This window comes from Flavobacterium anhuiense (assembly GCF_900101855.1).
Lineage (GTDB): Bacteria > Bacteroidota > Bacteroidia > Flavobacteriales > Flavobacteriaceae > Flavobacterium > Flavobacterium anhuiense.
Genome location: NZ_FMVC01000006.1, coordinates 147065 through 171354 on the forward strand (window position 1 = coordinate 147065; position 24290 = coordinate 171354).

A 24290-nucleotide genomic window follows, 5' to 3' on the forward strand; every position below is an offset into this window, starting at 1 on the left:
TACATTTGCTTTGCCCTAACCAAATTAAAACCTACAAGAGATGTTATCAAAAAAGAAAATGCATTTCGAAATCTCGGAGAGGAAGATCTTACTCCTTTCTTTCGATGCTGTTTTTATTCTATTTGCTTTATATTTATTAAGCGCAATCTTTGATTATCATTATTTCGCCTTTGATTTAAGTAGCTCGCTTAGCATACTTTTACTAGTCAGCTATCTTTTTGTCTTTGGTGTAATATTTGAAATCTATAATCTACAGGTAGCAAGCAATCATCTGCAGATTCTGCAAAATGTCGTTTTTACCGCAACAGCCACTGTTTTAGCTTATTTGTTTACGCCTGTTCTTTCTCCGGTACTGCCCAAACAAAGATTAGTAATTGTAATATTTTATTTTACAATACTAATTACATTATTGCTTTGGCGTTTGTTCTATTGCTATTTTCTAGCCTCTCATCGTTTTTCGCAAAATGTTGTTTTGATTTGTGATCAAAGTGAAGTTGAAAAATTAGTCTTAGGATTGGAAAGCGTTGATCCGCATTACAAAATTATTGGTTTCGTTAATTCCGATTCTGTTGCAGATGAAAATTTAGATTTTCATTATGTAAGCGAAATAAAGAAAGAAGATTTAGAACGTTTCGTTTCTACACATTATGTCTCAGAAATTGTAATTGCTTCTCAGAAAACAGATGGTATAACTTCCGATCTATATCAGCAGCTGCTTCATTTATTAGAAAAAGGATATATCATACGCGAATACACACAAGTTTACGAAAGCAAAACACAGCGAATTCCTGTTCATCACATAGAAAGAGATTTTTATAGATTTTTCCCCTTTAGCAGAAGTAATAGTAATAAACTGTACTTGTCTTTGGTTCGTCTTATCGAACTCATGTTTTCTATTCTGGGGCTTTTAATCAGTCTGTTTTTTATTCCGATAATCTTTCTCTGTAATCTTTTTGCCAATAAAGGGAGTCTTTTTTACACTCAAGAAAGAGTGGGGAAAAACGGAGTCGTTTTCGAGATTTATAAGTTTAGAACCATGACTGAGAATTCAGAAGCAAATGGAGCTGTTTTTGCGACTCATAATGACAAAAGAGTTACTCCATTTGGTAAATTTATGCGGAAGTCTAGAATTGATGAACTTCCTCAATTTATTAATGTCTTAAAAGGAGATATGGGCGTAATTGGCCCGAGGCCTGAACGTCCTTTTTTTGTTGAAGAAATTGCCGCTGTAATGCCTTTTTATGAAACGCGTCATGTAATTAAACCTGGACTTACTGGATGGGCGCAGGTAAATTATTCTTATGGAGAATCAATTGACGAAAGCTTGGTTAAACTTCAGTACGATTTGTATTACATCAAACACAGAAGTATATTTCTCGACCTAAGTATTACTTTCAAGACCATTACGACGGTTTTATTCTACAGGGGGCAATAAAAATTTTTAGATTATAATCGGAATTGGTTTTTTGTTGCGGATTGCGGTTCGCACTAAAACCACTCCGCTTGTAATGATCAACGGTAAAGTGATAAAGAAATGTGCCTTATTGATTAAAAATAAAAAGTAAATCACTAAAAGGACAAAGTTGATCAGCGAAAATCGATACGTCCATAGTTTGTTTTTGAAAATTGAAAACAAAACTAAAACCAATAAAAGTGGACTAAAAAGCAATACATTATAATTCATCGCCAGCTCTTGGTGGAATGAATAAAATCCCATTATTACAAAGAATATCCCCATTAAGGATAAAATCAAAAAATAGATTTTATCTACTATTTTGTTTTTAGCAAAGATTACAAAAAGCAGAATAAAGAGATATGTGTAAATGTTATTCCACCAAGATTTCGGTGTTTCTTTCGTAAATTCTAATAGCGTTTTGCTTTTAGCTGCAAGAGGTTTATTCTGGAAAGTGGTTTTATCTAAACTGTTTTTCAATTCAAATGGAAGAAAAATTCTGGTTCCCATTTGATCAACTTTAGTTCCGAAAATAATGCTAGTTCCTAATTGATCATAAAAATGTCCATCAAAATAGGGAAATAGGATAGAACGGTAGGTCTTGTCTGTGTCTCCTTTTTTAGTTATTGCATTTTGATTTAGTGATTTATTTATAACATCAACAACCATCGAGGTGCAATTTTTATCAATAAATTTATAAGTATAATATCTTTCTTCAGAAAATAAAGAATGATTCAGATTGTCAAATATTTTTTGTTTTAAAGGAAGACCAATGAGAAGTTCTTGTTCATAAACACTTCGTTTATCATTGCTATATTCACTTATAAAATCAGAAAAAGGATGAGTAATAATAAAATATTGTAAATCACCTTTCGCGAATTTGGCAACGAAATTAGGGGTTCTAAAATCAAATGCGCCATAATTATAAACGATATCAATATTATTTGATGGATCAAATACTCGAACAGCGGTATGTCCAAAATAAGAATAAGTCTCATTTCCAAGTCCGCAAGTCAAAATGCTTATTTTGGCGTCTTTAGATAAAGGTAAACTTTGGCTGAAACCAATAAAACTTGCTAAGAATAATAAAATAAAAAGTGCTTTTTTGAACATGACAGTTTTCATGATTTAAAATTTTAAATGTTTTATGGTTTCTAATTATCTAAAGATACCCAAATCTACTTTTAACGAAAAAATATTAGAATATAATGCGGTACTTTGGTTTCCTAAATCAGTCAAAGCGTAATCAATTTGTATGCCTTTATATCTAAATCCCAAACCAATATTAGGCTGAAAATTTACTTTTTCGGTGTTATCTAGCTGCGTTACATTCTGAAAGTTTCCTGCTCCAGCGCGCACAAAAACTAAATCGGTATAGCCAAACTCAAACCCTAGAGCTGGGTCTATACTTATAGCTTTTGAAGAAATAATGTCATTTGTTTGTTCAAAACGCATATTTAAATTAGCTGAGGTCACAAGACTGCATTCGTTATGAAAATCAAATCTTTTTGAAACTCCCAATTGTGCTTTTGGCAATGTTATCTCTGTGCTTTCTGGCAAAGTATTATTTTCTCCCGGAATTGCATTGGCGATTTTTTCATATTCTTCTTCATCAATATTCCAAACGTTGTAAGTTGTAGTGATGTCGCGAAGCATTAAACCAAATTTCCAATCATTTCTTTCAAATTGAAGTCCAATATCAAATCCAAAACCCCACGAATTGGCAAATTTTCCAATCACTCTTCGAATTACTTTTGCGTTTACACCGTATTGAAATCCGTCAACAGGCAGTTTTCTTGCATAAGAAAAAGTAAAACCATAATCTGCTGTAGAAAAGAGACTGATTCTGTTGTAATCAATATTTCCTTGATTATCGATTAACTGTGTAGTGTCCATGATGTCGTCGACTCCAAAACGAATCATCGAAATTCCCCAAGCACTTCTGTCGTCAATTGGACTTGCGTAACCAATGTAATCGTATTGCGCAATATTGGCAAAGTAGCTGGCATGCATTAAAGCGATTTGATGATCTTCGAGATGCGTCAAACCTGCTGGATTCCAGTAAACTGCATTTACGTCATTTGAAGAGGCAGTTACGGCACTTGCCATTCCAAGAGCAGCAGCATCGACCCCAATATTCATAAATTCATTCGAATATTTTCGAACGGTTTGCGCATACTGAAAAGTACAACTCCAAAAGAATAAAAACACTAAATATTTCTTCAACTGATATGTTTTTGCAGATCGATGCCTGTTTTAAAAATTTTTATCAAAAATATAATATTTTACTCATCTAATAAGTTCCTTTGCTTAAATATTCCCAAAGTCGCGCTTCGAAATAAAAAACTCTCGAAAAAACTCGTTTTGCATCCAGTTATTATACTAAATTTGTTCTCTGCCATTATCAAATTTTTAAGCTATGAATATCAAAAAGCATATCCCAAATCTAATTACATTAATAAATCTTTTCTGCGGTTGTGTCGCAATTGTTTATGTTTCTCAGAACGATTATTTAATGGCTTTTTATATGGTTTGCTTAGGAATCTTTTTTGATTTCTTTGATGGTTTTTTTGCCAGATTATTTAAAGTGTCAAGTCCGCTTGGGTTGCAGTTGGATTCTTTGGCAGATATGGTAACAAGCGGTGTAACGCCTGGATATGTGATGTACAGCATGTTTACCAACAGCGCACATGAATTAGGATCGCATCCAGCAATTCCGTTTTTAGGATTTATTATCACTTTGGGATCTTGCTATCGTTTGGCTAATTTTAACATCGATACACGTCAGACGGATTCTTTTATCGGATTGCCTACGCCTGCAAACGCTTTGTTTATTTTAAGCCTTCCTTTGGTAATTTCATTTTCAGATTCGTTAATGGTTTTAGAAATTTTAACCAATCAATGGGTTTTATTGGTGATAACGCTGTGTAGTGCTTATATTTTAAATGCTGAAATTCCGTTGTTTGCTTTAAAAATTAAAAAATTTAGTTTTAAAGAAAACGCACTTCAAATTGTATTTTTGATCATTTCTGTACTAATGATTGCGTTGCTTCAATATATGGCAATTCCGTTGATTATTGCTTTTTATGTATTGCTGTCGATCATTAATAATCTTTTTTTGAAAAAGTAATTCTGTTTAATGGCAAGAAAAACGACTTATCGTAAAACATATTCAAGAAAACCAGCTGGAAGATCTTTTCTAAGCAGACTTTTTCGAGGACTTTTATTGATTTTTTTCGGACTTTTATTCATTGGGATAATTTATCATTATCGCAAAGGGCTTGCTTATTATTTAGGTTTTAGAACAGAAAAAGTTTTAGAAGAAGATGAGGTTGATAAACATCTTTCTGATGTGCGAAACATTCGAGTTCTCGAAAATCATAAAGGAAAAGTAATTGGAATTGATGTTTCTGAATTTCAAGGAAAGGTAGATTGGGAAGAAGTCGAAATCTTGGACGAAAAATATCCTGTTCAGTTTGTTTTTATTCGCGCAACTGCTGGAAATGATCGTGTAGATAGGCAATTTAAAAGAAATTGGGAAGGTGCAAAAGAAAATAAAATCATGCGTGGCGCCTATCATTATTATCGCCCAAACGAAAATTCTATTGAACAGGCAGATCTATTCATTAAAACAGTAAAATTGCAGAAAGGAGATCTTCCGCCTGTTTTAGATATTGAAAAATTACCTAAAAATCAGCCTTTGGACAGTTTAAAAAAAGGCTTGAAACGTTGGTTGAATAAAGTGGAGAAACATTACCAAGTTCGCCCAATAATTTATTCTGGAGAAAGATATTATTCAGATTTTTTAAAAGAAGAATTCGGAGATTATTTGTTCTGGATTGCCAATTATAATTTCTACAGAGAGAAAATTGAAGATGATTGGCTGTTTTGGCAGTTTACAGAAAAAGCTTCTCTGCCAGGAATCAAACATCGCGTTGATGTTAATATTTACAACGGCGATTTAGAACAATTGCATTTTATTACAGTGGAATAAAAGCCTTCAGTTTTCAGAGAGTATTTGATAAAACCAAAATAACAATTATTATAAAAGGCAACAGAAGCATTACAGAATACGGATTGGCAAAATTTATAGTATAACCCATCCATTGAATCTTTTTAGGAGGAAGCAATCTTTTGTCTTTAGGGTTATAATAAAAGCTATTGAAGAAATACCAATTCTTTGGATCTTTGTGCCAATTATCGTAATCTTCCTGAGTTGGTTTTTCTGATTTCATTTTAAATTAGTTTGCAGTGACGGTCACAGTTTTCAGTTTCTATTGAGACTGTAAACTGAGACTGCGACTGAATACTTTTTTCTAAAATTCCAATTTCTTTTTACGAAGCTCGAAGTTTTGTCCAAGATAAACACGACGAACCATTTCGTCTTCTACCAATTCTTCTGGAACTCCAGCTTTTAGAATTCCTCCTTCAAACATTAGATATGTTTTATCCGTAATGGCTAAAGTTTCCTGAACGTTGTGATCGGTAATTAAGATTCCGATATTTTTATTTTTTAATTGCGCTACAATTCGTTGAATATCTTCGACCGCAACTGGGTCAACTCCTGCAAAAGGCTCATCCAATAAAATAAATTTAGGGTCAGTTGCTAATGCACGCGCGATTTCGGTACGACGACGCTCGCCTCCAGAAAGTAAATCGCCTCGGTTGGTGCGAATATGTTCTAAGCTGAATTCTTCAATTAAGCTTTCCATTTTAGCAATTTGAGCTTCTTTAGAAAGTTTCGTTAATTGTAAAACGCTCAAGATATTGTCTTCAATACTTAATTTTCTAAAAACAGAAGCTTCTTGTGCCAAATAACCAATTCCCTGTTGAGCACGTTTGTACATTGGATAGTCGGTAATATTTAAATCATCAAGAAAAATATTTCCTTGATTTGGTTTTACCAATCCTACAATCATATAGAATGACGTTGTTTTTCCAGCTCCATTTGGCCCTAAAAGCCCCACAATTTCTCCTTGATTTACTTCAACAGAAATTCCTTTTACAACACTACGTCCTTTATAGGTTTTGATTAAATTATCGGCTCTTAGCTTCATTTTTTTTAATTAGATAATATCTTAATTAGATAATGTGTCAATTTGATAATGAGATAATTATTATTTCTGTTGGCAAAATAAGATAAAATAAATTAATCAATTAAACGAATTAACATATCGTATGAAAATTATCTAATTGACTAATTATCTTTATTCTCTAATTATTTGCCCTGCTCTTCAAGTGCTTCCCAGAATTCGTAAGCTCTTCTTAAATGAGGAATAACAATTGTTCCTCCAACAAGAGTGGCAATTCCCATTGCTTCCATCATTTCTTCTTTAGAAACACCTTCTTTATAGCTTGTTTCTAAATGGTATTTTACACAGTCGTCACATCTTAAAACTGTAGAGGCTACCAAACCTAAAAGTTCTTTCGTTTTTACGTCAAGAGCACCTTCTGCGTATGCATTAGTGTCAAGATTAAAAATTCGCTTTACAATTTTGTTGTTGTCAGCAAGCAGTTTTTCGTTCATTCTAGAACGATAGTCGTTAAATTCTTGAACTATATCAGACATTTTCTTTTAATTTATTTTTATAGACAATCTTCGAAATTAGGATACTAACCTCGTAAATAATTAACATTGGAATTGCAACAATAGTCTGGCTCACAACATCAGGTGGTGTTACAATAGCAGCGATGATCAAAATCAATATTACAGCGTATTTCCAATATTTTCTTAAGAATTCAGGAGTAACTAATCCTAGTTTTGTTAAGAAATAAATGGCAATTGGGAGTTCAAAAAAGATGGCGCTTCCCAAAATACTTGTTTTTACCATTCCCATATAAGATTCCAGCGTGAATTGGTTTTTTACGACATCACTTACAGAGAATGTTGCAACGAAGTTTATCGACATCGGAATTACAACAAAATACCCAAATAATACTCCTAAAAAGAAAAGTAAAGAAGAAACAAAGATGAATAATTTTGCATTTTTTCTTTCTTTCTCATAAAGTGCTGGGCTGATAAACTTCCAGATTTCCCACAATATGTAAGGGAAACTCAAAATAAAACCTGCTAGAAGACACATCCAAACAAAGATGTTTACTTGGCCTTCCATTTCGGTATTCTGAATAATGAAATTCAGTTCTGTAATACAGATGCTGTCTGCAAATCCTAATGAGTGAGATAAGTCGCAAAACCAAACATACGTAAAGAATGTTGGTCTAATTGGACCCAAAATAATTTGATCAAATAAATAATCACTAATAAAATAAGTAACAATTGCCATTATAATTGTTGCAAGTGTACTTCTAACCAATAACCATCTTAATTCCTCAAGATGATCTAAAAATGACATCTCGCCAAGATTTTTCTTTGCCATTATACGATTCCTTCTTTTAAAATGTCATGTAAATGTAAAACTCCTTTGTATTCTCCATTATCCGCAACAATCAATTGAGTAATTGAAAAGTCTTCTAGAATATTTAAAGCATCCACAGCCATAGTTTCAGACGAAACTACTTTTGGATTTTTTGACATAATATCTTTTGCGGTTAAATCTGCAATAGTATCTACGTCGTTTAGCATTCTTCGGATGTCTCCATCGGTAATAATTCCAACAATTTTATTGTCTTCAATTACTGCAGTAACTCCTAATCTTTTTTCAGAGATTTCGAAAATCGCTTTTTTGATAGAAGTGTCCGGAGTAACAGCTGGTTTTAATGAATGCTCGATCATATCTTTTACGCGAAGCAGTAATTTTTTTCCTAAAGCACCTCCAGGATGATAAACCGCAAAATCTTCTGGTTTGAAATCACGCATTTCCATTAAACAAACCGCTAAAGCGTCGCCCATTACAAGTTGTGCAGTCGTACTGTTTGTTGGAGCTAAATTGATAGGACAAGCTTCTGTGTCAACAGTTGTATTTAAAACCAAATCAGAGCCTTTTGCTAAGAATGAAGTTGTGTTTCCTGTAATGGCAATCAAAGTATTTCCGAATCTTTTTAATAAGGGTACGAGGACTTTAATTTCTGGACTATTCCCGCTTTTTGAAATACAAATAATAACATCATCGTTTTGTATCATTCCTAAATCTCCGTGAATAGCTTCTGCTGCATGCAAAAACATAGAAGGGGTTCCAGTTGAGTTAAAAGTAGCTACCATTTTTTGAGCAATAATGGCGCTTTTTCCAATTCCTGTAACGATTAGACGTCCTTTAGATTCGTATATGCGTTGGACAGCTTCGTAAAAATTTTCGTCCAAAAAATCAATTAGTTTTGTAATTGCTTCACTTTCAGAGAGTATTGTTTTCTTGGCGATCGCCAATATATTTTCTTTTGTGATCAAAACAGAATATTTAAAATTTGTATGTATAAAAGAAAGTTGTATCTTTATGTGTTGCAAATTTATACAAAATACCATTAATATAGAGAATGAATTCAAATGAAATTGAAATACATAAAGAATTAAAGAAGTATTTCGGCTTTAGCCAATTTAAAGGCTTGCAGGAGCAAGTCATTACGAGCATTTTAGACGGAAAGAATACATTCGTAATTATGCCGACCGGTGGAGGAAAGTCTCTTTGCTACCAATTACCGGCTTTAATTCAAGAAGGAACAGCAATTGTTGTTTCTCCATTAATTGCTTTGATGAAAAATCAGGTTGATGCAATTCGAAGCCTTTCGTCTGAAAATGGAATTGCACATGTATTAAACTCCTCTCTAACTAAAACAGAAATTGCTCAGGTTAAAAAAGATATTACATCTGGATTGACCAAACTTTTGTATGTCGCCCCTGAATCATTAACAAAAGAAGAATATGTTGCTTTTTTACAAAGCGTGCCTATTTCTTTTGTGGCCATTGATGAGGCGCACTGTATCTCAGAATGGGGACATGATTTTAGGCCAGAGTATAGAAATCTGCGAAATATAATTAAGCAGCTGGGTAAAGTGCCAATTATTGGACTTACCGCAACCGCAACACCAAAGGTTCAGGAAGATATTCTGAAAAACCTTGACATGGCCGATGCCAATACTTTTAAAGCATCGTTCAACAGACCGAACTTGTATTATGAAGTTCGTACCAAAACAAAAAATATTGAGTCGGATATTATTCGATTTATCAAACAGCATAAAGGCAAATCTGGGATTATTTACTGCTTAAGCCGTAAAAAAGTAGAATCGATTGCCGAAGTTTTACAAGTAAACGGAATCAGTGCTGTTCCTTATCATGCAGGTTTAGATGCCAAAACGCGGGCCAAACATCAAGATATGTTTTTGATGGAAGATGTTGATGTCGTTGTAGCAACAATAGCTTTCGGAATGGGAATCGATAAACCAGACGTTCGTTTTGTAATTCACCATGATATTCCGAAATCTCTTGAAAGTTATTACCAAGAAACCGGTCGCGCAGGACGTGACGGTGGAGAAGGGCATTGTCTAGCGTATTACTCTTATAAAGATGTAGAAAAGCTAGAGAAATTTATGTCTGGAAAACCAGTTGCCGAACAAGAAATTGGTTTTGCACTTTTGCAAGAAGTGGTGGCTTACGCCGAAACTTCAATGTCGCGTAGAAAATTCCTTCTTCATTATTTCGGTGAAGAATTTGACAGTGAAACTGGCGAAGGAGCCGATATGGACGACAATGTTCGCAACCCGAAACATAAAGTTGAAGCCAAAGATCAAGTAGTTAAATTGCTTGAAATTGTTCGCGATACCAAACATATTTACAAATCAAAAGAAATTGTATTTACTTTAATTGGCCGTATCAATGCGGTTATTAAAGCGCATAAAACAGATACACAGCCTTATTTTGGTTCTGGTTCAGACCACGACGAAAAATACTGGATGGCATTGTTGAGACAAGTTTTGGTAACAGGACTTTTGTCAAAAGACATTGAGACTTACGGTGTAATAAAAATTACAAAGGAAGGTTTAGATTTTATCAAAAAGCCAGTTTCGTTTATGATGTCTGAAGATCATGAATACACTGAAGCCGATGATGAAACAATTGTTACAGGAGGCAAATCTTCTGGAACAGCAGACGAAGTTTTAACTGGAATGCTTCGCGAACTTCGTAAAAAAGTAGCTAAAAAACTGGGAGTTCCTCCATTCGTAGTTTTCCAAGATCCTTCAATCGAAGATATGGCTTTAAAATATCCGATAACAATTCAGGAATTATATAATATTCATGGTGTTGGTGAAGGAAAAGCTAAAAAATACGGAAGCGAATTTGTAGCTTTAATCAGCCGATATGTTGAGGATAATGATATTATTCGTCCAGACGATTTAGTTGTTAAATCTACAGGAGTGAATTCTGCTAACAAATTATACATCATTCAGAATATTGATAGAAAACTTCCATTAAGTGATATTGCTTCCGCGAAAGGTTTAACGATGGATGCTTTGATCAAAGAAATGGAACAGATTGTTTATTCTGGAACAAAACTGAACATCAAATATTGGTTAGATGATATTTTGGACGACGATCAACAGGAAGAAATTCATGATTATTTCATGGAATCTGAATCTGATAAAATCGAAGACGCACTAAAAGAATTTGACGGCGATTACGATATTGATGAATTGCGTTTAATGCGTATAAAGTTTATTAGCGAAGTAGCGAATTAAAAAGTTTACAGTCGCAGTTTACGGTCTCAGTAAACTGCGACTTAAAATTAGTCTCAGTGCAAAACTGTAAACTGTGACCGAAAACTGAAAACTACTCGTAGAGTTCCCCACGATGCGGTTTCAAAGCATCTCTTACTTGAATCATATTTTCGTCTGTTACAACCATAAAAGCAATGGCGTACATTTCGTCTATGACTTTATATCCCGTAATATTTAAGGGCAATTTTTCTATTGCGATATATTCTTTTAGATGAATTTCGTGGTGTTCAGCAGTTTTAGCCGAAGCTGATCCGCGGAAATCCCAGATTAGTTTTATTTTTCTTGACATTTTTTTAAGTTTCAAAGTGACAGAGCGACAAAGGTACAAAGTCTTTATTAAAGATTCTGAGAAGCTAAGATTCTGAGCTTTTTTCTGTAGAAAACAAACCGCAATGCGCGTAACCATTCTTGAAGAAATCTTTTTAATCCAATTAATCTGTGGCTAAAAATAAATAGTAAGATTTTAGGAAGAGTAAATTTGCTGCTTAACTAACCGCAAAGTGCGATAAGATTAATTTTTCTTTGAGAATAAACACAAAGTTCGAAAAGCTATATCAACACAAAGCTTTGCGAGCTTTGTGTTTTTAGCAAACCGTACATAAAAAACTTAGCGCACTTTGAGGTTAATTATATAAAGTCAGTTCAAAATAGTACTTTTGCATGTTCTTTTCATAGAAAGAAAAGCTAATAGAATAAATAAGACAAAATGCCTAAAGAACTTTTACTTCAAGTTACACCCGAAATTGCTGCAAACGAATCATTGCTAAAAGACTATTTGTCTAAGCAAATTAAAGTTTCTGCTCAAGAAATTCAGCACGTTTCAATTTTAAAACGCTCTATTGATGCACGTCAGAAAGCAATTAAAATTAATTTGAAAGTTCTTATTTATTTAAAAGGCGAACCCTTTCAGGAAACTAAAATTGAACTTCCTATATATAAGGATGTTTCCAATGCGCAGGAAGTTATTGTTGTCGGAGCAGGCCCGGCTGGACTTTTTGCGGCATTGCAATTAATCGAATTAGGTTTAAAGCCAATTGTTTTAGAACGCGGAAAAGATGTTAGAGGCCGTCGTCGTGACTTGAAAGCGATAAACCGCGAGCATATCGTAAACGAAGATTCTAATTATTGTTTTGGAGAAGGTGGAGCAGGAACGTATTCTGATGGAAAATTATATACCCGTTCAAAAAAGCGTGGAGATGTAACTCGAATTCTAGAACTTTTAGTGGCTTTTGGAGCTTCTGAAGATATTTTGGTAGAAGCACATCCACATATTGGAACCAATAAGCTTCCTAAAATTATTGAAGATATCAGAAATAAAATCCGAGAATTCGGGGGGCAAGTTTTGTTTGAAACCCGAGTAGATGATATTTTGGTAAAGAATAATGAAGTTGAGGGAATTGTAACGCAAAACGGAGATAAAATTCACGCCAATAAATTAATCTTGGCAACGGGACATTCGGCTCGTGATATTTTTGAATTATTAGATAAAAAGAAAATTTTAATTGAAGCAAAACCTTTTGCTTTGGGAGTTCGAGCAGAACATTCACAGGAATTAATTGACAGCATTCAATACAGTTGTGATTTCCGTGGAGAACATTTGCCTCCAGCACCATATTCTATCGTAAAACAAGTTAATGGCCGCGGAATGTATTCATTCTGTATGTGTCCGGGAGGTGTAATTGCGCCATGTGCGACAAGTCCGGGTGAAGTGGTTACAAATGGTTGGTCGCCATCTAAACGTGATCAATCAACTGCAAATTCAGGAATTGTTGTCGAATTAAAATTGGAAGATTTTAAGCCTTTTGCAAAATTTGGAGCTTTGGCGGGGATGGAATTTCAAAAAAGTATCGAACAAAAAGCTTGGCATTTGGCTGGGCAAACCCAAAAAGTTCCAGCTCAAAGAATGATTGATTTCACTAAGAGTAAAGTTTCAGCAGATATTCCGAAAACTTCTTATGTGCCAGGAACTACTTCGGTTGAATTGGGACAGGTTTTTCCAGGATTTTTGACTCAGATTATGCGTCAGGGATTTCAAGAGTTCGGAAAATCAATGCGTGGTTATTTAACTAATGAAGCTATTTTGCATGCGCCAGAAAGCAGAACTTCATCGCCAGTTAGAATTCCGAGAGATCCGATGACATTAGAACATTTGCAAATCAAAGGATTATATCCATGTGGAGAAGGTGCGGGTTATGCCGGAGGAATTATCTCTGCAGCCATTGACGGAGAAAAATGTGCCTTGATGATTGCGGAGTCCTTGAAATAATTGACTTCAGGTTTTTTGGTGTAGTAAAAAGATTGTTATCTTAGTGGTTTGATTGTAATAGAATTTGCCCCAAAGATGACAATACAAGAAATAGAAAAAAAATACGGATTCAATTTTCCGCTTTTATACAAGCAATTAGACGCTGACGGTATGTTGGACGTCGGAGAATATGGTCCAAATTGGTATGCCGAAGTTTATCCAACCTTAAAAGATAATCCGCCTCTGCTTTTGCATTCTTATGATTTTGAATCGCTGAATTTGAAATCGGTTGCCGAAGAAATAGAAGAGCTCAGAGATCCAGAGGATTATCGAAATATCAATCCAGAATTTAAATTTATTCCGTTTGCCAAAAGTGGAGGTGGAGATCATTATTGTTTCTTTTTAAACGAAGAAAACAATGGCGATGTGCCGATTGTTTTTGTCTGGCACGACTCCAACGAAGTCAATTACCTGGCTAAAAACCTTCAGGATTTTATCTTCAAAGTTTTATTGATCGATATGTCAAAACAAGATGTTTATAATGGACTTACTGACGAGGAATTTAGAGAAGATATAGAATCGGTATTTAAATCGCACAAAAAATATCTGACTGAGCAGCAAAATGACATCCTGTCCAACATTTTAAAAAGAGACATCATTGACTATGAAATACATGTTTCACCAAAAATAGTAGAATCTGCGAGAGGATTACTGACTGATTTCGAATTAGAATCGATTGTTAATGAAGTAATTCCTTTCGATAAAATGAATCAGAGTTTTAAATATTCTAACGAATAATTCTTTACAGAAAAATACTACTATATTTGCGTAAAAAATAATAATATAATGGCGGGTTTTTTTTCCAATTTATTTAATAGAAATAATGATGCAAAATCGATTATTTCCTTTGATGTGATTGATTCTATTTATAGTCATTTGTATCATGAATCTAATAGTTTAGAATTCAAAGTAAAAGGACTTCATGAAAATGTTACTGTAAATTTATATTCTGTTCCATCCTCATTAGATCACGAAGAAGGAAGAGCAGAAATTAAAAAAGCGGGGTTTAATAATGCGTATGAAGTTCTGAACGAACTTTATAAAAAACTGAATATTGGAGGCCTGTCAGAAGAAGCCATGCAAGATGACTTACAATATGATTTTATTCATATTCAGTTTTATTCGGAGCCAACTGTAGAGGAGAAAAAGTTTTTTAAACGTTCTATAAAAAACTTTGTAATCTTTTTTTGCTGTACGAATAGTTTGGAAGTAAATGACTTTAGGATGTTGTATTCAGGGAAACATTTCTTCGATTACACAAGAGGGTTGCTGGAGAGCGAAGTTATTGAAGTGAATAATCCAAAGAATGAAAGTGAGACAATTGGGATTAGGGACTTTAAAGTGGTTTTACAAGGGATCTGCCAATATTTAAATATTGAAATTCCAGAAACAATTGAACTTCCTTCGTCTGAAAATTTAGTAGAAAGAGAAGAAGCTACCATACAATCCTTTGAGGAATTTATCAATTTAGTTTCTAGAGAAAATATTGAAGAAGAAGAACTCAAAAAGCAGTCAGAAATACTTTTTAAAAACTATCTAAAAGGCAGTAAAGAATATCACGCGATTGTTGAGGGGCATTTTGATTTCTTTGAGAATATCAATGCTTGGAACAGTGACTGGAAATTTGATCCTGAAGATGCTGAATATTTCATTTCTGAATTGATTGGTGAAGATTTTAAGTTCGATTATCCAGAAGAAACCTATAGCCATGATCTTTTTCCTTACATTCAGTCGGAATTAGAAAAATTAAATCTAGAGCTAATGACTTACGAAACCTATGGAGACAATTATTTGTTTTTTGTGGCAAATAAAAACGAAGTAGAAAGAATTCTAGAGTTATCTGAAATTACAAAAATTGAAGTTACTCAGTTGTAATAGATAGCCACGAATTCACGAGTTTTATTTCAAAATCTATACGTAAAGTTTTTAAAATAAAATTCGTGAATTTGTGGCAAAAACATTTTTACGGTATCAAAATAATTTTCCCTGTGCTTTTTCTGCTTTCTAGGAAATCGTGCGCTAGTTTTCCTTCTGATAATTTGAAAGATGTTGGTTCTGAAAGTTTGATTTTTCCTTCGGTAATCCAATTGAATAACTGAGTCGCTCTTTTGATTCGTTCTTCTTTAGAATTTAAATAACTCCACAAATCGCCTCCAGTCAAAGTTTTAGAGCTGTCCATAAGCATTCTCGGATCTACAGGTGCTGGATTGCCGCCTGCCATTCCGAAGAAAACAACTTGCCCGCATTCTTTAGTGACTTCAAAACTTTCCATTAAAGTGCTCCCAATACTGTCGTAAACAGCATCGACACCGTTTGGAACCACTTTAAAAACTTGCGATTTCCAATCTTCATTATAAAGAAAAACATGATCTGCACCTTGCTCAAAACCGATTTTGGCTTTTTCTGCAGATGAGGTTAATCCAATAACTCTCGCACCCAAAAGTTTACTGATTTGAGTTAAAATCTGTCCAACTCCGCCAGCAACTGCATGTACTAAAACAGTTTCTCCCTTTGCAGTTTTATGACTGTCTGTAGCCAAATAATGAGCGGTTAAGCCTTGAAGTAAAACAGAAGCGGCGATTTCAAAAGAAATGCTTTCAGACAATGGAATAATGTGATTTACATTAACGGCAACCAATTCTGCATTGGCAAATGGTACGTCGGCAAAAGCCACACGATCACCTACTTTAAATTCTGGATGATTGTTAGCATCGACCACAATTCCTGCGCCTTCATAACCGGCAATAAAAGGAGGATTTCCTTTTAAATGATAATTTCCTTTTCGGCGGTAAACATCAGCAAAGTTTAATCCGATGGCTTTCATCTCGACTAAAATCTCATCTTGTTTTAGTTGCGGATTAGGGATTTCTATATATTCTAAAACATCTGATTCTCCAAAAGAAGAAAAGGTAAGTGCTTTCATTTTTTTAATATTTTAAGAAAGCAAAGTTCGTGAAAAATCCAAAAAGAAAAAGCCTCAAAATAATTGGAGGCTTTGGTTTATTTTTTCTTTGCCACTCCCGATAGCTATCGGGAGTGGCAAAGAATAGAAATTAAATTTTAGGAAATTTCATTTCATTAAAAGTGCTTTTCTGTTTAGCTAAAGCCTCAATGTCTTGCCATTTTCTTGGTGACTCTGCAGAAAGGTTTTCGTATGAATTTTTTAGCATTAAAATATCATCTTCGATACGAACGCCGATATTCCACCATTTTTTATCGCATTTGCTGTTTGCGGGAATGTAAATTCCAGGCTCAACAGTTAGAATCATATTTTCTTTTAGAGTTCCCATATAGTTTCCTTTGTCATGAACATCTAGGCCAAGAAAGTGTGAGCAGCCGTGCGGATAATATATTCGGGCGTCTTTTGGATCTGTAATAATTCCTAATTTAATTAATCCAGCGGCAATAACTTCTTTTGCCTTTTTGTTCAAATCCTGAATTGGAGTTCCTTCTTTACAAAGTTTAAAAACTTCCTCTTGAGCGTCATAAACTATCTGATAAATTGCTTTTTGCTCTTCGGTAAATTTTCCGTTAGCAGGAATTGTTCTGGTAACATCTGCAGAATAACCGTGATATTCAGAACCAACATCCATTAATAATAATTGATTGTCAATTTTTGTAGCATTGTTTTCTCCGTAATGCAAAATACATCCGTTTGCACCAGCACCAACAATTGGAGGATAGCCTTCGCCTTCGGCGCCATAGTGCCTGTGAATATATGCATGAATTCCGTCAGCTTCATTTTCGCTCATATCAGGGCCAACCGCTTTCATCACTTCATTGTGGGCAACGCAGGAAAGTTTTACTGTTTTGCGCATCAAGACAAGTTCTTCTGGTGTTTTGATTTCGCGAAGAGAATTTGTGATATTGTTAAACAAATCTATCGAAGCTTCATTTTCTGTTGTAATTCCGGCTTTAGATTTAAACGATTTCAGCAATGCAAACAAATTGTCTGGATGATTACTTTCTGTAACATCTGTTGGAAACTTGTCATAAATGATTTTGTCAAATTTTGAAAAATCAATTGGAAATGCATTAAAATCTTTTCCGTTGTAAACGGTTGTAAAACCTAATTTAGATTTTGCACCTTCAATTCCTAAACGTCTTCCTGTCCACATTTCGCGCGCAGCATTTCTTTCTCGTACAAAAAGCACTTCAGTATATTTTTCTGTTCCCTGTGGTTCTTTAAAAAGCAATAAAATGGCGTCTGGTTCTTTATATCCCGCCAGATAATATAAATCAGGATTTCCGTGATAGTTGTAATTAATATCTTTTGAAAAAACTCTTTCAGGATAAGAAAAAACAACAGCAACTGAATTAGCAGGCATTAAAGCTCTAAAAGCTTCACGGCGTCCTTGATGAAATTCTTTTGTGAGGTAATCTGTTGGAAGGTTTTCTTGCGAATGAGCAAATGGCGCAGTCAAGGCGAATACAAACAAGAATAGAAATTGTTTCATTTTTTGGTTTTTTATTGATGATTTTTCGTTTTTTGATCGATGCAAATTACAAAAAAAATAATGTCGCTTGTTTTATTTTAAACATTTGAGCGATAAAACTTTAAATAAATTGTAGTAACTTAGATACAGAAAATTGCGGGTTATCCTCAAAATAAAACTTCGATAAACCTGTAACTGGGCATGAATATTGAGAAAAGAATTTTTATAGAATTATTTTACACTTCAAAAATCAAATTATAAATCTTTAAAATCCACTTTTATGAAAAAATACACATTTGCAGTCCTTTCAGTTTTAACGTTATTAATTGCTTCATGTTCGGCATCAAGATCTGCTTCTAATACAGGCGATTTGTTTGGAACAACTTGGGAGTTGGAATATATCTCAGGGCCAAGAATTGCTTTTGAAGGATTATACCCAAATAAAAAACCACAGCTTACTTTTGATGAAAAAGAAACAAAAGTATATGGCAATAATGGATGCAACGGTTATAGCGCGTCTTATACTTTAAAAGGAAAGTCTTTGACTTTTGGAGAAGAAGGACCAACTACAATGATGTTTTGTGAGGGTGGAGGTGAGCAAGTATTCCTAAAACAAATTAGACAAATTACAAGTTATTCTATTGATAAAGACGGCAAATTAAATTTAATTCAAGGCGACGTACCGATGATGCGATTTAAAAAAGTAGCAAAACAATAGTTTAAATGACAATATAAGAAAAGGGGAAATGATTATTCATTTCCCCTTTTTTGTTTTCGTTTACTGTTTCTTTTTGAGTTTGTCTTTAAAAACCTTTTCAAACTTTTCTAGTTTAGGCTGAATTACCATTTTGCAATACGGCTGATTTTTATTGTTAGCATAATAATTCTGATGATAATCTTCGGCTTTGTAAAAAACTTTAAAAGGTTCCAATTTCGTCACAATCGGATTGTTGTAAACCTTCGCTTTGTTTAGTTCAGCAATAATGCTTTGAGCGGCTTTTTTCTGTTCGTCATTTTTATAGAAAATAACAGAACGGTACTGCGTGCCAACATCCGCTCCCTGACGATTTAAAGTTGTCGGATCGTGAACGGTAAAAAACACTTTAAAGATTTCGTTTATATCAGTTATGTTTTTATCGTATGTAATCTGCACGACTTCGGCATGACCAGTTTCTCCAGTACAAACCTCTTCGTAAGTTGGATTTACAGTTTTTCCGCCAGAAAATCCAGAAACAACAGATTTTACTCCATCTAGATTTTCGTAAACGGCTTCAACGCACCAGTAACAGCCTCCGCCTAGTGTAATTGTTTCTAGATTGGCTTTTTTATTTTGGGAAATGCCATTTAGCGAAAGCGCAAAAAGACATATTAAAAGTATATTTTTCATTTTTAAATTATTTATTATCTGGAATAAAATCAAGAGCAATCGAGTTCATGCAGTAGCGTTTTCCCGTTGGCGCAGGACCATCATCAAATATGTGCCCTAAATGTCCACCACAGCGTCCGCATAGCGTTTCAATTCTTTCCATTCCAAGAGAATTATCTTCTTTAAAAACAATGCTTTTTTTGTTTTCTTGTTCATAGAAACTTGGCCATCCGCAGCTGCTAGAGAATTTTGCTGTAGATCTAAAAAGCAAGTTGCCACAAGAAGCGCAGTAATAGGTTCCTTTTTCATCGGTGTTCCAATATTTTCCAGTAAAAGGTCTTTCTGTGTCAGCTTCACGCATTACGGCATAGACATCTTCTGGTAAAACCTTTTTCCATTCGGCATTGCTCACGTTTAATTTCTTCGTGTCGGTATTAGAATAATAAGGATTTCCGGGTTTGCTGATTTTATTTTCCATAACAACTGTGTTTGCAGATTGTTTTTTTGTGTTTTGTCCACAGGCTTGTAAAACAAAGAGCGGGAGTAAAAAGCAGAGGCTGAAAATTAGATTTTTAGATTTCATAAGTTCTTGGGTGATTAATCTGTACATCAAAGATACGTTGAGAATTAGCTTCAAAATACAAGGTGTGTTATTATTGAGATTTTTTTAAGTGTGTTTTAACTTTTTATTAGTTACGTAAAACAACGCAATGTAGTTTTTATGTCTTAATTTTAACTGCTTTTAAAATTTAGTATAAATTACAGCGTTGTAAATCAATGAAATAGGGATTGAGTTAAAACCTTAATTTTTGCCAAGCTGAATTAGCATTTTTAAGCCATTTCTTTTTTCGTATTTTTGTTTGCTTAAGAAGCCTTATGATAGAAGAAAACGTAATACTAGTTAATCAGAACGATGAACAGATTGGCTTAATGCCAAAATTAGAAGCACATGAAAAAGCGCTTTTGCACCGTGCCTTTTCGGTTTTTATTTTGAATAGTAAAAACGAAATTATGCTGCAACAGCGTGCTCATCATAAATACCATTCTCCTTTGCTGTGGACAAACACTTGCTGCAGTCATCAGAGAGAAGGCGAAACCAATATTGAAGCAGGAAGCCGAAGATTGTTTGAAGAAATGGGGTTTAAAGCTGAACTGAAAGAATTGTTTCATTTTATCTATAAAGCACCTTTTGATAATGGTTTGACAGAACACGAACTGGATCATGTTATGATTGGTTATTATAATGAAGAACCAAACATAAATCCAGATGAAGTGGAAGACTGGAAATGGATGAGTATTGAAGATGTGAAAGCAGATATTGAAAAACAGCCCGAAATTTATACCGTATGGTTTAAGATAATTTTTGATGAATTTGATCATTATCTCGAAGACCATAAATTATAGCCAACTAACCAGAAACATAAATGAGAGTAACCATATCAAGAAAAGCACATTTTAATGCTGCACATCGACTGCATCGAAAGGATTGGTCATTTGAAAAAAACGATGCTGTTTTTGGAAAATGCAACAATCCTAACTTTCATGGTCATAATTATGGTTTAACAGTAAGTGTTACAGGAAAAATTGACCCGGAAACTGGTTTTGTCCTCGATGTGAAAGTATTAGCGGATATTATACGAGAAGAAGTAGAAATTCCGTTTGATCACAAAAATCTCAATCTGGACGTTCCAGAATTTGCAGATTTGAATCCGACCGCAGAGAATATAGCTGTTGTGATATGGAATAAAATTAGACAACGAATTCATGCCGACTTTGATCTTGAAGTTGTGCTGAACGAAACGGAACGCAATTTTGTAACTTATAAAGGAGAATAAAAAAATGTCATTAAAAATAGGAGATATAGTTCCGAATTTTACTGCTAAAGACAACAATGGTGACCTTTTTGAAAGCCAAAGCGTTTTAGGAAGAAAGCCGCTGGTGATTTATTTTTACCCAAAAGATAATACGCCAGGATGTACCACCGAAGCTTGCAGTTTTCGGGATCAATATGAAGATTTTAAAGATTTAGGGGCCGAGGTAATTGGTATTAGCAGCGATAGTGTGAAGTCTCACCATAAATTTGCGGCTAAACATAAATTGCCTTTTATTTTGCTTTCAGATCAAGATAAAAGATTAAGAAAACTTTTTGGTGTCCGCAATAATCTGTTCGGACTTTTGCCAGGGCGTGTTACCTATATAATCGATAAAAATGGCTTGGTAATTTCGATATTTGATAGCGCAAACGCAGCCAAACATATACCTAAAGCCTTAGAAGCCGTACAGGAATTAGTATCATAAAATACCAAATAGTATCAGAATAAAATTAATTAAACAAATATATTAGCCTAAAAACATGAGTCAAAATTTATACCCTTTGCAATTTGAACCGATTTTGAAAGAAAGAATCTGGGGAGGAGAAAAGCTAAAAACAATTTTAAACAAACCTATCGTTTCTAAAATTACGGGCGAAAGCTGGGAATTATCTACTGTACAAGGAGATGTAAGTGTGGTTGCAAATGGAGTTTTTAAAGGAAAATCTTTAATGGATTTAATTGATGAAACACCAGACGCTATTTTAGGAACTAAAGTTTACGAAAGATTTGGAAAACAATTTCCGCTTCTTTTTAAATATTTAGATGCAAGAGAAGATCTTTCTATTCAAGTGCATCCAAACGATAAATTGGCAAAAGAGCGTCACAATTCATTTGGTAAAACAGAAATGTGGTACGTAATGCAAGCCGATGCCGACGCTAGGATTATTGTTGGTTTTAAAGAAGATTCTAGCAAAGAAGAGTATTTGAAACATTTGCATGATAATACTTTGGTTTCAATCTTAGACGATGTGAAAGCAAAATCGGGAGATGTTTTCTTTTTAGAAACGGGAACAGTTCATGCAATTGGAGCAGGATTGGTAGTTGCCGAAATTCAGCAAACATCTGATATTACATATAGATTATACGATTTTGATCGTGTAGATGCTCAAGGCAACAAAAGGGAATTGCATGTGGATTTAGCACTAGATGCCATTAACTATAATAAAGTAGATACTCAGAAAAAATACGAGACGAAGGTTAATACTTCAAATACGGTTGTAGACTGTCCTTATTTTACAACTAATTTCCTTCCGTTAGAAAATAAATTGGAAGTTGCTAAAAATGGAGAAACATTTACGGTATATATGTGTATTGAAGGTGATTTTGAAATTGAATATGAAGGATTCAAACAGGCTTACAAAAAAGGCGATACAGTTTTGGTTCCAGCTGCTATAAATGCATTTAATTTGAGCGGAAAAGCTTCAATTTTAGAAATTTACATTTCTTAGCATTAAATTTAAAGATAATATGTACTTTTGCAGACGCAAATTAAAATAAAAATAAAAATGGCAAACGTTAAGAATTTAAAGAAAGACATCAACTTTGTATTAGGAGATATTATTGAGGCGGTTTACTTGTTTGAGATGTCAACAACAGGAAATCCAACTCCAGAAACGAATGCTTTGGTTGACGAAGCTATTGCTGTATTTGATACTTTGATTACAAAAGTGAACGCTAAGAACGTTGAAAATAAAAAAGCACACTTCAAACAAATTAATGTTGAATTAGAACAAGCTGCTAATCAATTGATTGAAAAAATCAACGCATTATAAGCAAAAAAAAGCGTAAAAAAGTGCAAAAATATTTTGGGAAATTGAAAAACCGCTTTATATTTGCACCCGTAATGACGCCGATGTAGCTCAGCTGGCTAGAGCAGCTGATTTGTAATCAGCAGGTCGTGGGTTCGAGTCCCTCTATCGGCTCAAAAAACGGAAACCATCACAGAAATGTGGTGGTTTTTTTAATTATAGAGACAGGTGTGAAATTTTTTTTGGAATATTAAAAAACATTTCTATCTTTGCACTCGCAAAATAGGCCGATGTAGCTCAGCTGGCTAGAGCAGCTGATTTGTAATCAGCAGGTCGTGGGTTCGAGTCCCTCTATCGGCTCAAAAACCATCACAGAAATGTGGTGGTTTTTTTTGTTCCAAAAAGAAAATAAATTCCAATTTTTAAATTCCAAATATCACCTTTCAAGTTTTAAACTTATAAAGTTTTTTCAATGGGTGGTAAATGCAAGAGTTGAATATTTGGGAGCTTTTGTTGTTTTTAAGAGGCTTTTTTGAATAGTGTGGGTAGTTTGCATTTTTTTATTTGAAATTTCAATTTAGAGCATAAAAAAAAGCCCTGAATTTCTCAGAGCTTTTAATGTCTTGTGAACGAAAATTATTTTTGTGCTTCAGTTGTTGCTGTTTCAGCTTTAGCAGCTGCAGGAGCTTTTTGTTCTTCTTTTTTGATGTCAGCTACATATTTAGTAAGCTTTTTTCCGTAAAGAGATTGTGCTACTTTTGGAGTCATCGATTTTTGAATCGTGTCCAGAAACTTCAAATTGATATCGTAAATTTCTGCCAAAGCAATGTAAGGTGCTACTTCGTGATCTTTATTGTTGATAGCAAAGTTTGTTGCGTACAAATATTTTCTTTTGATATTTGATTGCTGTTTTGCGTCAAGACTGTCAAGAGCTTTTTGGTCTTTTCTTTTTAAAGCTTTGAATTTTGCTTCAACCATAGACAAATTCTCATCTCTAAAACGAGAATTTATTTTTTGATATTCTTCGTATAATTCTTGGTTTTTAGATCCAGTAATTTTTGCGCCAGCGATGAAATTATCTAAGTTGGTGTCAATATTGATATTTCCTGGTTCAGCAAAGAATAAAATGTTATTGTCTAATGAGTTTGTTACACCACGATCTAAATATAGGTATAACATTTCTGGAGATTCTAATTTAATATCTCTTTCAAAAGCTGAGTTTCCGTCAATTTTAATGCTGTCGATGGCAACAAGGGAAGTGTCAACAATTCTTTGGATATATAAAGTTCCGGTTTTTAAGCCTTTAATGTTTCCTGTAATGTGTAGGTTATCGGCAGCAGTTTCTTTTTTGCTGCAAGATGCTAATACTGCAAGAGTAACAAAAGCAATTAATGTTTTTTTCATTGGTTTTTGAGATTTTGGTGCAAAATAAAGAAAATAGTTTA

The 24290-nt window shown here is 34.0% G+C and carries 26 protein-coding genes and 2 tRNA genes; 15 read left to right on the plus strand and 13 right to left on the minus strand.

Translation table 11 applies throughout. From position 1 onward, the window contains the following. The first annotated feature begins 40 nt into the window (after positions 1-40). Entirely contained in the window at positions 41-1435 is a 1395-nt protein-coding gene (locus tag BLP44_RS16670) for a sugar transferase (protein ID WP_091134627.1), read from the plus strand. Positions 1436-1441: 6 nt separating this feature from the next. On the opposite strand, the gene BLP44_RS16675 is transcribed toward BLP44_RS16670, so the two are convergent. Both BLP44_RS16675 and BLP44_RS16680 read right to left on the minus strand, forming a co-directional pair. Further along, the gene (locus BLP44_RS16675) at positions 1442-2578 is read right to left on the minus strand and encodes a lipoprotein N-acyltransferase Lnb domain-containing protein (protein WP_091134629.1); all 1137 of its coding nucleotides are present in this window, start codon (positions 2576-2578) and stop codon (positions 1442-1444) included. Between the two features lie 33 nt (positions 2579-2611). Then, a complete protein-coding gene (locus tag BLP44_RS16680) occupies positions 2612-3679 on the minus strand; it encodes a putative type IX sorting system protein PorV2 (protein ID WP_455550102.1) in 1068 nt (355 codons plus the stop codon). 193 nt (positions 3680-3872) lie between these two features. Here BLP44_RS16680 and BLP44_RS16685 point away from each other — a divergent pair, with 193 nt between their 5' ends. Together BLP44_RS16685 and BLP44_RS16690 are read left to right on the plus strand one after the other, a co-directional pair. Continuing rightward, the gene (locus BLP44_RS16685; protein WP_091134630.1) at positions 3873-4583 is read left to right on the plus strand and encodes a CDP-alcohol phosphatidyltransferase family protein; all 711 of its coding nucleotides are present in this window, start codon (positions 3873-3875) and stop codon (positions 4581-4583) included. Positions 4584-4592: 9 nt separating this feature from the next. Next, the gene (locus BLP44_RS16690) at positions 4593-5447 is read left to right on the plus strand and encodes a glycoside hydrolase family 25 protein (protein ID WP_008464441.1); all 855 of its coding nucleotides are present in this window, start codon (positions 4593-4595) and stop codon (positions 5445-5447) included. Positions 5448-5460: 13 nt separating this feature from the next. Here BLP44_RS16690 and BLP44_RS16695 read toward each other — a convergent pair whose 3' ends face one another. The 5 genes from BLP44_RS16695 to BLP44_RS16715 form a co-directional block, all read right to left on the minus strand. Continuing rightward, positions 5461-5688 (minus strand): DUF5808 domain-containing protein, encoded by a 228-nt coding sequence (locus BLP44_RS16695; RefSeq protein WP_091134632.1) that lies wholly within the window; start codon positions 5686-5688, stop codon positions 5461-5463. A gap of 81 nt (positions 5689-5769) precedes the next feature. Continuing rightward, entirely contained in the window at positions 5770-6510 is a 741-nt protein-coding gene (lptB, locus tag BLP44_RS16700) for an LPS export ABC transporter ATP-binding protein (RefSeq protein WP_008464443.1), read from the minus strand. A 161-nt stretch (positions 6511-6671) separates the two neighbouring features. Next, the gene (locus BLP44_RS16705) at positions 6672-7022 is read right to left on the minus strand and encodes a carboxymuconolactone decarboxylase family protein (protein WP_008464444.1); all 351 of its coding nucleotides are present in this window, start codon (positions 7020-7022) and stop codon (positions 6672-6674) included. Then, positions 7015-7830, minus strand: coding sequence for a twin-arginine translocase subunit TatC (tatC, locus tag BLP44_RS16710; RefSeq protein WP_008464445.1), 816 nt, complete (start codon positions 7828-7830; stop codon positions 7015-7017). The genes BLP44_RS16705 and tatC overlap by 8 nt, the downstream gene beginning before the upstream one ends. Beyond that, positions 7830-8795: a KpsF/GutQ family sugar-phosphate isomerase gene (locus BLP44_RS16715; protein ID WP_066035140.1), complete on the minus strand. Its 966-nt coding sequence runs from the start codon at positions 8793-8795 to the stop codon at positions 7830-7832. Before BLP44_RS16715 ends, tatC begins: the two co-directional genes overlap by 1 nt. An 86-nt stretch (positions 8796-8881) precedes the next feature. On the opposite strand from BLP44_RS16715, the gene recQ reads away from it, so the two are divergent. Next, on the plus strand, positions 8882-11077 hold the full coding sequence (recQ, locus tag BLP44_RS16720) for a DNA helicase RecQ (RefSeq protein WP_008464450.1): 2196 nt from the start codon (positions 8882-8884) through the stop codon (positions 11075-11077). A gap of 91 nt (positions 11078-11168) precedes the next feature. Here recQ and BLP44_RS16725 read toward each other — a convergent pair whose 3' ends face one another. Continuing rightward, positions 11169-11405 (minus strand): hypothetical protein, encoded by a 237-nt coding sequence (locus tag BLP44_RS16725; RefSeq protein WP_091134634.1) that lies wholly within the window; start codon positions 11403-11405, stop codon positions 11169-11171. Between the two features lie 417 nt (positions 11406-11822). Here BLP44_RS16725 and BLP44_RS16730 point away from each other — a divergent pair, with 417 nt between their 5' ends. The 3 genes from BLP44_RS16730 to BLP44_RS16740 all read left to right on the plus strand — a co-directional run bounded on the left by BLP44_RS16730 (position 11823) and on the right by BLP44_RS16740 (position 15296). Further along, on the plus strand, positions 11823-13382 hold the full coding sequence (locus BLP44_RS16730) for an NAD(P)/FAD-dependent oxidoreductase (RefSeq protein WP_008464454.1): 1560 nt from the start codon (positions 11823-11825) through the stop codon (positions 13380-13382). Positions 13383-13457: 75 nt separating this feature from the next. Further along, on the plus strand, positions 13458-14159 hold the full coding sequence (locus BLP44_RS16735) for an SMI1/KNR4 family protein (protein WP_091134636.1): 702 nt from the start codon (positions 13458-13460) through the stop codon (positions 14157-14159). A gap of 48 nt (positions 14160-14207) precedes the next feature. Then, on the plus strand, positions 14208-15296 hold the full coding sequence (locus tag BLP44_RS16740) for a DUF6630 family protein (RefSeq protein ID WP_091134638.1): 1089 nt from the start codon (positions 14208-14210) through the stop codon (positions 15294-15296). Positions 15297-15384: 88 nt separating this feature from the next. On the opposite strand, the gene BLP44_RS16745 is transcribed toward BLP44_RS16740, so the two are convergent. After that, positions 15385-16344 (minus strand): quinone oxidoreductase family protein, encoded by a 960-nt coding sequence (locus BLP44_RS16745; protein ID WP_091134640.1) that lies wholly within the window; start codon positions 16342-16344, stop codon positions 15385-15387. A 130-nt stretch (positions 16345-16474) separates the two neighbouring features. Beyond that, a complete protein-coding gene (locus BLP44_RS16750) occupies positions 16475-17878 on the minus strand; it encodes an aminopeptidase P N-terminal domain-containing protein (RefSeq protein WP_091134888.1) in 1404 nt (467 codons plus the stop codon). A 259-nt stretch (positions 17879-18137) separates the two neighbouring features. On the opposite strand from BLP44_RS16750, the gene BLP44_RS16755 reads away from it, so the two are divergent. Further along, positions 18138-18575 carry an META domain-containing protein gene (locus BLP44_RS16755; RefSeq protein WP_091134642.1) on the plus strand — a complete coding sequence of 146 codons (438 nt, stop codon included), beginning with the start codon at positions 18138-18140 and terminating at the stop codon, positions 18573-18575. A 60-nt stretch (positions 18576-18635) separates the two neighbouring features. Here the strand turns inward: BLP44_RS16755 and msrA are convergent, their stop codons facing one another. After that, on the minus strand, positions 18636-19244 hold the full coding sequence (gene msrA / locus BLP44_RS16760; RefSeq protein ID WP_066033609.1) for a peptide-methionine (S)-S-oxide reductase MsrA: 609 nt from the start codon (positions 19242-19244) through the stop codon (positions 18636-18638). 7 nt (positions 19245-19251) lie between these two features. After that, the gene (gene msrB / locus BLP44_RS16765; protein ID WP_066035142.1) at positions 19252-19806 is read right to left on the minus strand and encodes a peptide-methionine (R)-S-oxide reductase MsrB; all 555 of its coding nucleotides are present in this window, start codon (positions 19804-19806) and stop codon (positions 19252-19254) included. 293 nt (positions 19807-20099) lie between these two features. Between msrB and idi the strand changes: the two genes are divergently transcribed. From idi to BLP44_RS16800, 7 genes are all read left to right on the plus strand, one after another. After that, complete coding sequence (gene idi, locus BLP44_RS16770; protein ID WP_008464471.1) at positions 20100-20627, plus strand: isopentenyl-diphosphate Delta-isomerase; 528 nt, start codon at positions 20100-20102, stop codon at positions 20625-20627. Positions 20628-20647: 20 nt separating this feature from the next. Continuing rightward, complete coding sequence (locus BLP44_RS16775) at positions 20648-21058, plus strand: 6-carboxytetrahydropterin synthase (RefSeq protein WP_066033610.1); 411 nt, start codon at positions 20648-20650, stop codon at positions 21056-21058. Positions 21059-21062: 4 nt separating this feature from the next. Next, a complete protein-coding gene (locus BLP44_RS16780; protein WP_066033611.1) occupies positions 21063-21521 on the plus strand; it encodes a peroxiredoxin in 459 nt (152 codons plus the stop codon). 55 nt (positions 21522-21576) lie between these two features. After that, positions 21577-22545 (plus strand): type I phosphomannose isomerase catalytic subunit, encoded by a 969-nt coding sequence (locus tag BLP44_RS16785; protein ID WP_091134644.1) that lies wholly within the window; start codon positions 21577-21579, stop codon positions 22543-22545. 57 nt (positions 22546-22602) lie between these two features. Further along, complete coding sequence (locus BLP44_RS16790) at positions 22603-22869, plus strand: hypothetical protein (protein WP_008464481.1); 267 nt, start codon at positions 22603-22605, stop codon at positions 22867-22869. A gap of 76 nt (positions 22870-22945) precedes the next feature. Further along, a tRNA-Thr gene (locus tag BLP44_RS16795) sits at positions 22946-23019 on the plus strand. Between the two features lie 112 nt (positions 23020-23131). Further along, positions 23132-23205: transfer RNA gene (locus BLP44_RS16800), tRNA-Thr, on the plus strand. Positions 23206-23481: 276 nt separating this feature from the next. On the opposite strand, the gene BLP44_RS16805 is transcribed toward BLP44_RS16800, so the two are convergent. After that, complete coding sequence (locus tag BLP44_RS16805) at positions 23482-24249, minus strand: DUF4369 domain-containing protein (RefSeq protein ID WP_066033613.1); 768 nt, start codon at positions 24247-24249, stop codon at positions 23482-23484. Between the last annotated feature and the right edge of the window lie 41 nt (positions 24250-24290).

Bases quoted from the DNA above. Each gene is read 5' to 3' on its own strand.
- BLP44_RS16670 (WP_091134627.1), top strand. From the start codon at position 41: ATGTTATCAAAAAAGAAAATGCATTTCGAAATCTCGGAGAGGAAGATC.
- BLP44_RS16675 (WP_091134629.1), bottom strand. From the start codon at position 2,578: ATGAAAACTGTCATGTTCAAAAAAGCACTTTTTATTTTATTATTCTTA.
- BLP44_RS16685 (WP_091134630.1), top strand. From the start codon at position 3,873: ATGAATATCAAAAAGCATATCCCAAATCTAATTACATTAATAAATCTT.
- BLP44_RS16690 (WP_008464441.1), top strand. From the start codon at position 4,593: ATGGCAAGAAAAACGACTTATCGTAAAACATATTCAAGAAAACCAGCT.
- BLP44_RS16695 (WP_091134632.1), bottom strand. From the start codon at position 5,688: ATGAAATCAGAAAAACCAACTCAGGAAGATTACGATAATTGGCACAAA.
- lptB (WP_008464443.1), bottom strand. From the start codon at position 6,510: ATGAAGCTAAGAGCCGATAATTTAATCAAAACCTATAAAGGACGTAGT.
- BLP44_RS16705 (WP_008464444.1), bottom strand. From the start codon at position 7,022: ATGTCTGATATAGTTCAAGAATTTAACGACTATCGTTCTAGAATGAAC.
- tatC (WP_008464445.1), bottom strand. From the start codon at position 7,830: ATGGCAAAGAAAAATCTTGGCGAGATGTCATTTTTAGATCATCTTGAG.
- recQ (WP_008464450.1), top strand. From the start codon at position 8,882: ATGAATTCAAATGAAATTGAAATACATAAAGAATTAAAGAAGTATTTC.
- BLP44_RS16725 (WP_091134634.1), bottom strand. From the start codon at position 11,405: ATGTCAAGAAAAATAAAACTAATCTGGGATTTCCGCGGATCAGCTTCG.
- BLP44_RS16730 (WP_008464454.1), top strand. From the start codon at position 11,823: ATGCCTAAAGAACTTTTACTTCAAGTTACACCCGAAATTGCTGCAAAC.
- BLP44_RS16735 (WP_091134636.1), top strand. From the start codon at position 13,458: ATGACAATACAAGAAATAGAAAAAAAATACGGATTCAATTTTCCGCTT.
- BLP44_RS16740 (WP_091134638.1), top strand. From the start codon at position 14,208: ATGGCGGGTTTTTTTTCCAATTTATTTAATAGAAATAATGATGCAAAA.
- BLP44_RS16745 (WP_091134640.1), bottom strand. From the start codon at position 16,344: ATGAAAGCACTTACCTTTTCTTCTTTTGGAGAATCAGATGTTTTAGAA.
- BLP44_RS16750 (WP_091134888.1), bottom strand. From the start codon at position 17,878: ATGAAACAATTTCTATTCTTGTTTGTATTCGCCTTGACTGCGCCATTT.
- BLP44_RS16755 (WP_091134642.1), top strand. From the start codon at position 18,138: ATGAAAAAATACACATTTGCAGTCCTTTCAGTTTTAACGTTATTAATT.
- msrA (WP_066033609.1), bottom strand. From the start codon at position 19,244: ATGAAAAATATACTTTTAATATGTCTTTTTGCGCTTTCGCTAAATGGC.
- msrB (WP_066035142.1), bottom strand. From the start codon at position 19,806: ATGAAATCTAAAAATCTAATTTTCAGCCTCTGCTTTTTACTCCCGCTC.
- idi (WP_008464471.1), top strand. From the start codon at position 20,100: ATGATAGAAGAAAACGTAATACTAGTTAATCAGAACGATGAACAGATT.
- BLP44_RS16775 (WP_066033610.1), top strand. From the start codon at position 20,648: ATGAGAGTAACCATATCAAGAAAAGCACATTTTAATGCTGCACATCGA.
- BLP44_RS16780 (WP_066033611.1), top strand. From the start codon at position 21,063: ATGTCATTAAAAATAGGAGATATAGTTCCGAATTTTACTGCTAAAGAC.
- BLP44_RS16785 (WP_091134644.1), top strand. From the start codon at position 21,577: ATGAGTCAAAATTTATACCCTTTGCAATTTGAACCGATTTTGAAAGAA.
- BLP44_RS16790 (WP_008464481.1), top strand. From the start codon at position 22,603: ATGGCAAACGTTAAGAATTTAAAGAAAGACATCAACTTTGTATTAGGA.
- BLP44_RS16805 (WP_066033613.1), bottom strand. From the start codon at position 24,249: ATGAAAAAAACATTAATTGCTTTTGTTACTCTTGCAGTATTAGCATCT.